General features: G+C 56.3%; 10 protein-coding genes and 1 pseudogene. 2 read left to right on the top strand and 9 right to left on the bottom strand.

Annotated elements, in window-relative coordinates; genetic code table 11:
• The 3 genes and pseudogenes from AACY07_RS13300 to AACY07_RS13290 all read right to left on the bottom strand — a co-directional run.
• Positions 1 to 166: pseudogene (locus AACY07_RS13300) on the bottom strand (glutamate/aspartate:proton symporter GltP); the annotation flags it as partial.
• Between the two features lie 613 nt (positions 167 to 779).
• The gene (locus tag AACY07_RS13295) at positions 780 to 944 is read right to left on the bottom strand and encodes a DUF1328 domain-containing protein (RefSeq protein WP_019828122.1); all 165 of its coding nucleotides are present in this window, start codon (positions 942 to 944) and stop codon (positions 780 to 782) included.
• 85 nt (positions 945 to 1,029) lie between these two features.
• The gene (locus AACY07_RS13290; protein WP_133075110.1) at positions 1,030 to 1,314 is read right to left on the bottom strand and encodes a hypothetical protein; all 285 of its coding nucleotides are present in this window, start codon (positions 1,312 to 1,314) and stop codon (positions 1,030 to 1,032) included.
• 431 nt (positions 1,315 to 1,745) lie between these two features.
• Here AACY07_RS13290 and algB point away from each other — a divergent pair, with 431 nt between their 5' ends.
• Entirely contained in the window at positions 1,746 to 3,092 is a 1,347-nt protein-coding gene (gene algB, locus AACY07_RS13285) for a sigma-54-dependent response regulator transcription factor AlgB (RefSeq protein WP_133075109.1), read from the top strand.
• A 7-nt stretch (positions 3,093 to 3,099) separates the two neighbouring features.
• Positions 3,100 to 4,890: a KinB sensor domain-containing domain gene (locus AACY07_RS13280; protein WP_339475160.1), complete on the top strand. Its 1,791-nt coding sequence runs from the start codon at positions 3,100 to 3,102 to the stop codon at positions 4,888 to 4,890.
• 14 nt (positions 4,891 to 4,904) lie between these two features.
• On the opposite strand, the gene AACY07_RS13275 is transcribed toward AACY07_RS13280, so the two are convergent.
• From AACY07_RS13275 to AACY07_RS13250, 6 genes are all read right to left on the bottom strand, one after another.
• Positions 4,905 to 5,684 carry an N-acetylmuramoyl-L-alanine amidase gene (locus AACY07_RS13275; protein ID WP_339475159.1) on the bottom strand — a complete coding sequence of 260 codons (780 nt, stop codon included), beginning with the start codon at positions 5,682 to 5,684 and terminating at the stop codon, positions 4,905 to 4,907.
• Between the two features lie 123 nt (positions 5,685 to 5,807).
• A complete protein-coding gene (locus tag AACY07_RS13270) occupies positions 5,808 to 6,209 on the bottom strand; it encodes a hypothetical protein (protein WP_339475157.1) in 402 nt (133 codons plus the stop codon).
• Between the two features lie 285 nt (positions 6,210 to 6,494).
• Positions 6,495 to 8,495, bottom strand: coding sequence for a diguanylate cyclase (locus tag AACY07_RS13265; RefSeq protein WP_339475155.1), 2,001 nt, complete (start codon positions 8,493 to 8,495; stop codon positions 6,495 to 6,497).
• Positions 8,492 to 9,370, bottom strand: a complete 879-nt coding sequence (locus tag AACY07_RS13260; protein WP_133075104.1) for an endonuclease/exonuclease/phosphatase family protein — start codon at positions 9,368 to 9,370, stop codon at positions 8,492 to 8,494. Before AACY07_RS13260 ends, AACY07_RS13265 begins: the two co-directional genes overlap by 4 nt.
• A gap of 15 nt (positions 9,371 to 9,385) precedes the next feature.
• Entirely contained in the window at positions 9,386 to 10,024 is a 639-nt protein-coding gene (locus tag AACY07_RS13255; RefSeq protein ID WP_133075103.1) for a thiol:disulfide interchange protein DsbA/DsbL, read from the bottom strand.
• Positions 10,025 to 10,224: 200 nt separating this feature from the next.
• On the bottom strand, positions 10,225 to 10,845 hold the full coding sequence (locus tag AACY07_RS13250) for a c-type cytochrome (RefSeq protein WP_339475152.1): 621 nt from the start codon (positions 10,843 to 10,845) through the stop codon (positions 10,225 to 10,227).
• Positions 10,846 to 10,887 lie beyond the last annotated feature (42 nt).

Here is a 10,887-nt window from a genome sequence, read left to right as displayed (position 1 = left end):
CGATCATCTTGATCAGACGGATAAAGATATCGCCGGCAGGTTGCAGAACGTTACTGATCCACCAGGCCTTTTCAGCACTGAAATGGTTGAGCAGCGCGCCGATTGCAATCCCGAGGACCAGACCAATCAGGATCTGCCAGGCGAGGCTAAGTTTTGCCTTCTTCATGTCATTACCCTTACTTCAAGTGGACTCGGGCAGAGGCTCAGACTAGAGCGCTCGAAAGCGCAAAAATCAGAAACCGCCACCCCCGTAGAAGGTCGCCCAAACCGAGCCAGAAAGGCTCTTTGGCAGGCGAAAAAAGGCGCAACTATTCCCATGCATGAGGTGGCCGTCTAATGCCGTAAACGCCTACCCTATGCCGAATCGGCATGGGTTTTGTCCGACAAGACCTCAAATCGCCCCCCCTGCGATTCCACAGAATAGACGACATAAGTGCCGTAGACCGGCTGTTTCAAGGTCTTTTTAGCCACGAAGGGAGTGGCATAAAGCCGCATATATCCAAGAAATATCCGACAACACAAATCAGATATAAGTCCGGGCTATTTTTCTATTTGTCGATATACGGTCGACGTTTCGAAGCACCGTTCAGGCCACATTTGTTTTCAAAAAAATGAACCCTGATAAGGCATTACGTCTACCGGATGATTTTCTTCAGGCACAAAAAAACCAAGGCAAAACCTTGGCATCATTAAAGCCTGTAACCGGTTTCATGCCCCTCGGTCGCCGCCTGTTATTAACAGGACAGCGACCACTTCCTTAAAGGATGGGGCGAACATGCCTAGCCTCGACCGCGACGACCAAAGATGAAGGACACCACAAACATGACCAGGAACACGACAAAGAGGATCTTGGCGATGCCGGTCGCGGTGCCCGCAATACCACCGAAGCCCAAAACTGCAGCGATGATGGCGATAATCAGGAAGGTAATTGCCCAACTCAACATGGTGATTCTCCTTATTACTGTGCGAAACAGGATGATGCCGCTGGTATAGCTCGATGCCCGATCAGGGCCTCAAGGTTGTGAACACTCAAAACACCCAACGTTCCGGTGCAGGTTGAGTGTTGGCTATTTGTGTTTCGTCCGAAGCCGCCAGTTCGTAACGGCCAGCGGAGTCAGTCACAGATCCGTAAGCCTTGAAATGCTGCTGTGGGGCGGCAGAGTGCAGAACGGTCGCAACGGGCTGCGGCGCGGCTTCCAATCGGCTCCACTGTTGACCACCGATCAATGTCACCGACAAGGCAAGGCTGGCAAACAAACCCTGCTGTAGATGCAATGACGAAACACGCATGTTGGAGAATTGTTGACGATTCATGTTCAAACTCCTGCCACCCGGTGGTCAATGTGTGGATAAGTCGCAAGCCGCGACGCTCTATACAAAGGTAATTGCAGGTGCCATGCCAGTTTTCGAATCGATATAAAACCTATATAAATCAGATACTTAGTTGTTTTAAAAGGCCGCTTTTACGCGCATCCTGCACGATAGCCCCAATGCCCGTCGTGCGTTATGCACGATCCCGCTGCCACGCAAACCCCGCAGCCTCGCTCCGCGAGTCAGATGCTACGAGGGTAAATTCCCACGATCGATCAAGACCTGATATTCAGCCTATTCAGCTTTAAAATCAGCCAGTTACTCCGGGCAACAGACTGCCTTCAGTGCTAGCCTCGGAATGAATCCTGAAAAATCATGCAACTTGCCCGATTATTCCGACACTAACCAAGATCACTCATAAAGGAACGCAGGACATGGAATCAGCCAAAGAGCACCAGGGCCGCATTCTGCTGGTCGATGATGAATCTGCCATCCTGCGCACATTCCGCTATTGCCTCGAAGACGAGGGTTACACCGTTGCCACCGCCAACAGCGCGGCACAGGCAGACTCGCTGCTGCAACGTCAGGTGTTCGATCTGTGTTTCCTCGATTTGCGCCTGGGCGAAGACAACGGCCTGGATGTGTTGGCCCAGATGCGCATTCAAGCCCCATGGATGCGCGTGGTGATTGTCACCGCCCACTCGGCGGTCGACACCGCAGTGGATGCGATTCAAGCCGGTGCCGCCGACTATCTGGTCAAACCGTGCAGCCCTGACCAGTTGCGTCTGGCGACGGCCAAACAGTTGGAAGTGCGCCAGTTGTCCGCCCGTCTTGAAGCCCTGGAAGGCGAAGTGCGCAAGCCAAAGGACGGCCTGGACTCCCACAGTCCGGCCATGATGGCGGTACTGGAAACGGCACGTCAGGTCGCTGGCACTGATGCCAACATCTTGATTCTCGGTGAATCCGGCACTGGTAAGGGCGAGTTGGCACGGGCGATTCATGGCTGGAGCAAACGGGCCAAGAAATCGTGCGTGACTATTAACTGCCCGTCCCTGACCGCCGAGTTGATGGAGAGCGAGCTGTTCGGCCATACCCGCGGAGCGTTTACCGGTGCCAGTGAAAGCACACTGGGCCGGGTTAACCAGGCTGACGGCGGTACATTGTTCCTGGATGAGATCGGTGACTTCCCACTGACACTCCAGCCAAAGCTGCTGCGCTTTATTCAGGACAAGGAATACGAACGCGTGGGCGACCCCGTGACCCGCCGCGCCGATGTAAGGATTCTGGCCGCCACCAACCTCAACCTTGAAGACATGGTGCGTGATGGTCGTTTTCGTGAAGACCTGCTCTATCGCCTGAACGTAATCACCTTGCATCTGCCGCCGTTACGCGAGCGCAGTGAAGATATCCTGACCCTGGCCGATCGCTTTCTGGCCCGCTTCGTCAAGGAATACGCCCGACCTGCTCGGGGCTTCAGTCAGGAAGCCCGCCTGGCGCTGTCCAACTACCGCTGGCCGGGTAATATTCGAGAGTTGCGCAACGTGGTTGAGCGCGCCAGTATCATTTGTCCCCAGGAAGTGGTCGAAGTCAGCCACTTGGGCATGGCAGAACAGACCACACCCAATGCCCCGCGCATTGGTGCGGCATTAAGCCTGGACCAACTGGAAAAAGCCCATATCGGCGCCGTTCTCGCTACCAGCGAAACACTGGATCAGGCGGCAAAAACCTTGGGCATTGATGCCTCGACGCTGTATCGCAAACGTAAGCAGTACAACCTGTGAGCATCCGATGAGACTTGCGATCAAGCTGCGTACCCGTCTGTTCCTTAGCATCTCTGCACTGATTACAGTGGCGTTGCTCGGGCTTTTGCTTGGCGTTGTCAGCGTGATGCAGATGGCCAAGAGCCAAGAGGCTCTGATACGCAACAACTTCATCACTCTGGATCTGGGGCTCAAGCTGCGTCAGTCCCTGGGTGATCAATTGATCCTGATGCTGCGCAACAATCCAGACCCGCAGGCGCTGAAAGCCTCTACCCAGGAGTATCTGACCCTGCTCGACGAGGGCATCGAGCATGAGCGCAAAAACGATCTGCACAGCGGCTTTGCTCAGGCACGCAAAGATTACGGCAGTTTTTTGGAAGCGTTCCATCAAGCCAATAGCGCGTCACTCAATCTGAGCACTGACAACGAGCTTTCAAATCGCTTCAATCAGTTGCGCAATGGCCTGATCACCGAACACCGCCGAGCGCTGGATACCATTTATGCCGCACAGGCCGCCGCCCGTGATCGCGCCATAATCATCGCGTCCCTGCTGGGTCTGGTCGGCCTTGCGGTGCTCATCATCGGCTTTGTTACCGCCCACGGCATTGCCAGGCGTTTTGGTGCCCCCATCGAGGCGCTGGCCAAAGCCGCCGACAATATTGGCAAAGGTAACTTTGAGGTGGTACTGCCGCTCTCTTCGGCCACTGAAATGAACCTGCTCACACGGCGCTTCGGCACGATGGCCGAAGCCTTGCGCCAACATCAGGCAACCAATATCGACGAGCTGCTGGCGGGCCAGCAACGGCTGCAGGCAGTGCTCGACAGTATTGATGACGGGTTGTTGATGATTGATCAGCAGGGTCGACTCGAGCATTTGAATCCGGTGGCACAGCGGCAACTGGGCTGGGACGAAAGCCGCCTGGGCCAGCCACTGGGCGAAGCGTTGCAACGCCCCGAACTCGACCAGCAACTGCAAACGGTGCTGCGCGGTGGCAGCCTTGAACGGTTACCGGAAGACTTGAGTGTCGACATCGAGGGCGAGAACCGCCTGCTGACCTATAGCCTGACCCCGGTCAGCCAACCCAAAGGTCCGATTCTTGGCGCGGTCATGGTGCTCCATGATGTCACCGAGCAACGCGCTTTTGAGCGTGTACGCAGCGAGTTCGTACTGCGGGCGTCCCATGAGCTGCGTACCCCCGTCACCGGCATGCACATGGCGTTCGGATTGTTTCTGGAACGCGCGCGCTTTGATCCGCAATCGCGCGAAACCGATTTGCTCAACACCGTAAACGAAGAAATGCAGCGCCTGATGCAGCTGATCAATGACCTGCTGAACTTCTCTCGTTATCAAAACGGCATGCAAAAGCTGACGCTGACCCCCTGTGACCTCGGGCAGATGCTCGAAGACGCACGCGCACGCTTCGCAGAACCTGCCACCGCGAGGAATATCGAGCTATTGGTCGAGCTGCAACAGCCTCTGCCTGTGCTCAGTGCCGATCAGGTCCAGCTTGAACGTGTGCTGGATAATCTGCTGGACAACGCCTTGCGCCATACCCCCAGTGGCGGCCAGATCAGACTTCAGGCCCGGCGCCATGGTGAGCGGGTGATCATCAGTATCGAAGACAATGGCGAAGGTATTGCCTATAGCCAGCAAGGCCGTATTTTTGAACCCTTTGTGCAGGTGGGTCGCAAAAAAGGCGGGGCCGGGCTTGGTTTGGCGCTGTGCAAGGAGATTGTGCAACTGCATGGCGGGCGCATCGGTGTGTACTCGCGCCCCGGCCAAGGCACGCAGTTTTACATGGCGCTACCGCTGCTGTAGCCCTCACGGGTTTATCAGTGCTTTTGCGTGTTCAACACTTTCAAGATGGCCGCACTCTCAGCATCCGGCGTGCCATCAAATAGTGCAGGCCTGAAGTGCATCTGAAACGCGGACAACACGTGGCGAGTCGCAACATCCAGCTCCCCGGTTTGCGGCGTTTCGTAGCCCAATAGCGCCAGCTGCTGCTGAAACCAGGTAATGCTCGGCACATTGCTGGCGTACAGCGCTTGCTCACGGGCGACGGCTTGAGCATTAGGCCAGATACCAAAGCCTGCCTCGGCCAGTCGCTTCCAGGGGAAAAGCGGCCCGGGGTCCAGCTTGCGCAATGGGGCTATGTCGCTATGGCCAATGATGTTGCGCGGGTCGATCTTGTAGCGTGTCGAAATGTCTTTGAGCAGGGCAATAAGCGACTGGACCTGACCTTCGGTGTAGGGATACCAGACCCGCCCTTGCGGGGTGTCACGAAAACCCTTGTTGACGATTTCAATGCCGATGGAGCTGGAGTTCAACCATGTGCGGCCTTTCCATTGGCTTTCACCGGCATGCCAGGCGCGCTGGTTTTCGTCCACCAGCTTGTAGATCGTTGGCGGGGTATCACCTATCAGGTAATGGCTGCTGACAGGACCATGGGTCAACAGCTCCAGAGAGCGCTCCAGAGAGGTCGAGGTGTAATGAAGCACCACAAACTGCACGCGGCTGTCGTAGTTGACCGACGGATGGCGGGTGTCCATGGGAGGGCCATTGGCACACCCGGCCAGCAAAACGATGGACAAGATCAACGTTAAAAATTTCATGGGCAAAGACAACACAGCTGAAAGTTAATGATCAAGCATACCTCACTGCTCATGTCGCGCAGCTGTACCAGGGCAGCGAGTTGAAACGAGCCCCCTGCTCGCGCACGAGCAGGAGGAAAGCGGCTACTTGCCGCACACCAGATAAAAGCTTGTCGATGAGTCGCCCGACGGCCCATCGAGCCCCAGCATCAGCCCGATCACATTGACCTCTTCACGGGTCGGTTTACCCGACAACTTTGCCATGCCATAAAGCGTGTGCTCATAACTTGATTTATCATCGGCCGACACCACACAAAACTTTGGCACTTTTTGGAAGCTGTCGGACCTCAACTTTATTTTATAACTGGCTGCATAATCGGGCTGACTGGAATATTCAATACGGTCAATCCAATAAGGCGACTGCGTTGCCAGGGTTCCATCTTTGTTGATATATGCTGAATACAGGGAGGTTTTATCCGCTGCATTAACCGCAATAGCGCCCACCAGTAAAACAAGAGCGGACAACAAGGAAATTAACGTTTTCATATATTACCTTTTGAGTCGCGCAGGGCACCACACAGCCTGAACACGCAGGCATGGCGCTCTCAATAAACATCCGACCTATAAACAGATGACAGTGCTGCGGCCACCCTTAGAGCAACCTGAAACAGCCTGTTATTTCATATAAGTCGCTCACCCTTCGCACGTCAAGAATCAACAAACATCATTAAGCAATACTGTTTAAAAACCGATAAGTACTACTGGGCAGTTGGAAAGCTATTACGACCCCCAGCACGCTTTACTTAGATACTTTCAATCGACAGTGTTTATTTAAAGAATGAACTCAGTAGTTGATGGACACGGATCAACGCCATTACGCCCATTAGCCTTGACCCGATACAGCGCATCGTCTGCCCGCTTGATCACGTGCTCGCTGCGATCACCCGCCTTGAACGCCGACACCCCGATGGAGGCGGTCAGAGTCACAGGCTCGCCTTTGAAATGGAACGGACACGCCTCGATGGCCGCCCGAAGCCTTTCGGCCCGCTGCAGGCCGTCAGCCAGTGTTGTACCGGGCATCAGCAGCACGAACTCTTCGCCACCAAAACGGGCAACAAAATCGCTGGGAAGCAGGTGTTTGCGCAACTGTGCGGCGATGATCTTGAGCACCTTGTCGCCCGCCAGGTGGCCATAGCCATCATTGATACGCTTGAAGTGATCGAGGTCGAGCATGGCAATCAGCAACGGGTTGCCGTGAACTTGCCACTGTTCCACTTCAAATTGCAGGCGCTCACCCCATGCCGCCCGGTTAGGCAGGCCGGTCAGAGGGTCTATCAATGCTTTCTGGCGCTGCTCCTCAAGGTGTTCGCGGTAGTCCTGGGCCTGCTGCTCCATGTGGGTTATGCGCTCGGCCAACCCTTGCAGGTGGGCTGAAAGCTCCTGTTCACGGGCATTTCGCTGTTGCTGGTGCTGATCCATCGTACCCAGCAACCCTTCCAGGCGGTTTTCCAAAAGGTGCTTGAGGCTGTTCAGGTCAACAGCGTCTTGCACGCTGTTTTGCAAACCATCGACGTGCTCAAGCAGCCGGGAGTGCAGGTCGTCCGCGGCAGACCGTCCTTCGGCATGGCCTTCACTGGCCGCCTGAAGGTTGTTCTGGAACGACTCAAGGCGCCCGTTGAGTTGCTTGAGATACGCTTCGAACTCATGCTGGCCGCTATCGGTAATGGCCAGCATCAAGACGGCAAGATCATCGAGAATCGGCAGCAATTCGTACCAGTTCAGCCCCTTTTCGAGACGCTTGCGCATGGCTTCGGCCTGCGGCCGGTGATGTTCGGGCAGGGATAGATCTTTGAGCAGACCGAGCAGTGTGGATTCGATATGCACCGCCACCGAACTGTAAGACGGCTCGGGGCTTTCGGGCAGGGCATAGACGGCGTCAATCTCACCCTCAACCGGCTCGGGACTGCCCGCCATTTCAAGGCTGGAAGGCTCAGGCGGCACGTGGAGGACATTATTTTCAGCGTCGACCTGCGCGACAACGGACTCAAGCGCACCGCCCGGCTCCGGCTCCTCTGGCTCGCCAACAACCTGCGGCTCGGGTTCGGGCTCGGCGTCGGCCAAAGACTCCGTCTTGGGCTGCGGGGCGTTGATGTGTGGAGAGGCCACTTCAACTGCCAGCCGCGGCTTCACCTCTGGCGAAGAGGCTTCCAGTGGTTTGGCGACAACCGGTGGCGCCATGACACGTGCCGGCTGCACCTCGGGAGCTGCCGGCGCAGGTTCAAGGGGCTCGCCCTGGGTTTTATCGGCGTCGTGCCCCCCGAAAAGTCGCTGCAACAATCCCGGTCTGGGCGGTTCTGCGCCATTGTCTTGCTGCGCCAGAGCCTGTCCTTGCAAGCGGCTTAGCTCGTCAAGCAACAGCGGTATTTCACGGGCATGGGCCACCCGGTTGTCGAGCTGCTTGGCAAATGCCTTGAGCGGTTTGCTGACTTCACGGGGCAACGGCAAAGCTTGCAGTTGTGTGACCAGGGTGTTGAGCGCTACACCGACTTGCTCAACCCGGGTTTCGCGACGCTGTTCAGAGTCAAGGACTGCCTTTTCCAGGCGAGGCAGCAAGGCGGCCAGGGCAGCGTCCATCTCATTGGTGCGCACCACTTCGCGCATTTCCTTCATGCACTGATCGACGGTGCGATCAGTGCCTTCTGCCGCCAGGGTGCTGCGTACCAGTCCACGGCGCAGCAAGTCGAGGCGTGCATTCCAGCGACGCTCCAGCTTGTCTTGCTGCTCAACACTTTTAAGGTATTTCTCTTTCCAGCGCGCAGCTTCGTCACTCATGCCAGGGGCCCACTGTCTGTGGGTCGCAAGGCAATCTGTGAATCAACACCCACCGAGCCTGGCAAACGGATATCAACCGCCACAGGCAAGTGGTCTGAAATAGGCTGGTCCAGCACCTGCACCCGCTCAAGGGTCAGGCTGGGACTGAGCAGAATATGATCAAGACAGCGTTGTGGACGCCAACTGGGGAAAGTGGCCTCCATTTGCGGTGCCAGCAACCCCAGGTCGCGCAGAGGCGATGTATGCAGCAGGTCGTTGGCATGGGTATTCATGTCGCCCATCAACACTTGATGCTGATACCCGCCAATCAGCTCACGAATGTAAGCCAGCTGTCGGGTGCGGGTTTTTGTCCCCAGCGCCAGGTGCATGACCACGACCACCAATGCATCCGGGCCATCACCGAAACGCACCAGAATGGCGCCACGACCCGCAGGGCCGGGCAAGGGATGATCCTCAATAGCACTAGGACGCAGACGGCTCAGCATCCCGTTACTGTGCTGGGCCAAACGACCCAGGTTGCGATTGAGTTGTTGATACCAGTAGGGGAATTCGCCCTGTTGGGCCAGGTACTTGACCTGATTGACGTAGCCGGAGCGGTGGCTGCCACCGTCCGCCTCTTGCAGGGCAACCAGATCGAAGTCGCCCAGCAAGTCGCCTATGCGCTCCAGGTTACCGGCCCGCCCCTTGTGTGGCAGCACATGCTGCCAGCTGCGGGTCAGGTAGTGTCGGTAACCTTGAGTGCTGTTACCGACCTGGATATTGAAACTGAGCAATCGCAGACGCCGATCATCCGGCATCCCGCAGGTTGCCAGATGGTCCTCATTGATCTGCGGTTCGTGCAGACCAACGATTCGCTCGCTTTTCCAGCGACGCACGGGGGCGGGCGCCGCTTAGTTCTTGGCGCTCGCCGCGCGCTCTTTGGCGATCAACTGATCGGCAACACTCAATGCGCCCTCAGGACCGCCGGCAGTGCCCAGGTCAAAGCGATACTTGCCGTTAACGACCATGGTCGGTACACCGGAGATCTGGTAGGCCTGGGCCTTTTTCTTGGCATCCTCAACCTTGCCCTTAACGGCGAACGAGTTATAGGTGCTCAGGAACTTGTCTTTATCGATGCCCTCGCCTGCCAGGAATTCAGCCATTTCTTCCGGGGTAGCCAGCTTTTTGCCGTCATGGATCGCCTGGAAAACAGCCTTGTGAACCTTGTTTTCTACACCCATGGCTTCCAGGGTGATGAACAGTTGACCGTGAACATTCCAGATCCCGCCAAACATGGCAGGGATACGTACAAAGTTCACATCAGCCGGCAACTTTTCAGCCCAAGGGTTGATGGTTGGCTCGAATGCAAAGCAATGCGGGCAGCCATACCAGAACAGTTCGACAACTTCGATCTTGCCAGGCACTGCAACCGGAACGGCGCTGCTCAGCTCTACATATTGTTTACCCGCCTCAAGCGGTTCGGCAGCTTGAGCGGTCATGCCAAACAGGCTGGCACTGACGAGAGCGGCGCTGAGAATCAGATTACGCATGCTTTACTCCTGGGCAGATAAGGTCGTTTCAACGTGACCTGTATTCAGACAGGCCCGCGCTGACTTGAGTTCGATAGTGTAACGGTAGATGCCATGAAAAAGGGCAGCCGAAGCTGCCCTTTGAGGTTCACATTCAAGGATTAAACGATCGTTAAGATGACCAGTCGTTTCAAGGACTGTCTCCACCGATCGTAACGGCCTTAGTGCAGACCCTGAATATAGCTGGCCAGCGCCTTGATGTCCTTGTTGCTCATCTTGGCCGCAATGCCGCGCATGATCATCGAGTCACCATCGTTGGTGCGATCGCCTTCACGGAAGTCTGTCAGTTGCTTCTCGATGTAACTTGCATGCTGACCGCCCAGATGCGGGAAGCCTGCAGCCGCGTTACCCTGGCCATCCGGGGAGTGGCAACCGGTGCATGCTGGCATGCCTTTCTCAAGGTTGCCGCCGCGGAACAGGGCTTCACCCTGGGCAACCAGTGCCGGGTCGGCAGCGCCAACCGAGTTTTTCTGGCTGGAGTAGTAAGCAGCGATATCGGCAAGGTCCTGATCGTTCAGGTTTGCCAGCAGGCCGGTCATTTCCAGCACCTGACGCTTGCCGTCCTTGATTTCATGCAACTGCTTGAGCAGGTAACGATCACCTTGCCCGGCCAGTTTTGGGAAGTTTGGGGCCATGCTATTGCCGTCTGGACCGTGACAAGCGCCACACACAGCGGTTTTTGCCTGACCTGCAGCAGCATCGCCTACAACAGCGGTGCCTGCAGCCTGGGCAATACCGGTGACACCCAAGGTCAACAGCAGACTCACGAGTAATTTGTTCATCAGCTAATCCAACTACGGCTAAGGGTTAAAGAGTTATGGGCC

Source organism: Pseudomonas sp. RL_5y_Pfl2_69, from assembly GCF_963970465.1.
In the GTDB taxonomy this organism is placed as follows: Bacteria; Pseudomonadota; Gammaproteobacteria; order Pseudomonadales; family Pseudomonadaceae; genus Aquipseudomonas.
Note: the sequence above shows the minus strand (reverse complement) of the source record. Positions and strands in the feature narration are given on the sequence as shown.

Bases quoted from the DNA above. Each gene is read 5' to 3' on its own strand.
- AACY07_RS13295 (WP_019828122.1), bottom strand. From the start codon at position 944: ATGTTGAGTTGGGCAATTACCTTCCTGATTATCGCCATCATCGCTGCA.
- AACY07_RS13290 (WP_133075110.1), bottom strand. From the start codon at position 1,314: ATGAATCGTCAACAATTCTCCAACATGCGTGTTTCGTCATTGCATCTA.
- algB (WP_133075109.1), top strand. From the start codon at position 1,746: ATGGAATCAGCCAAAGAGCACCAGGGCCGCATTCTGCTGGTCGATGAT.
- AACY07_RS13280 (WP_339475160.1), top strand. From the start codon at position 3,100: ATGAGACTTGCGATCAAGCTGCGTACCCGTCTGTTCCTTAGCATCTCT.
- AACY07_RS13275 (WP_339475159.1), bottom strand. From the start codon at position 5,684: ATGAAATTTTTAACGTTGATCTTGTCCATCGTTTTGCTGGCCGGGTGT.
- AACY07_RS13270 (WP_339475157.1), bottom strand. From the start codon at position 6,209: ATGAAAACGTTAATTTCCTTGTTGTCCGCTCTTGTTTTACTGGTGGGC.
- AACY07_RS13265 (WP_339475155.1), bottom strand. From the start codon at position 8,495: ATGAGTGACGAAGCTGCGCGCTGGAAAGAGAAATACCTTAAAAGTGTT.
- AACY07_RS13255 (WP_133075103.1), bottom strand. From the start codon at position 10,024: ATGCGTAATCTGATTCTCAGCGCCGCTCTCGTCAGTGCCAGCCTGTTT.
- AACY07_RS13250 (WP_339475152.1), bottom strand. From the start codon at position 10,845: ATGAACAAATTACTCGTGAGTCTGCTGTTGACCTTGGGTGTCACCGGT.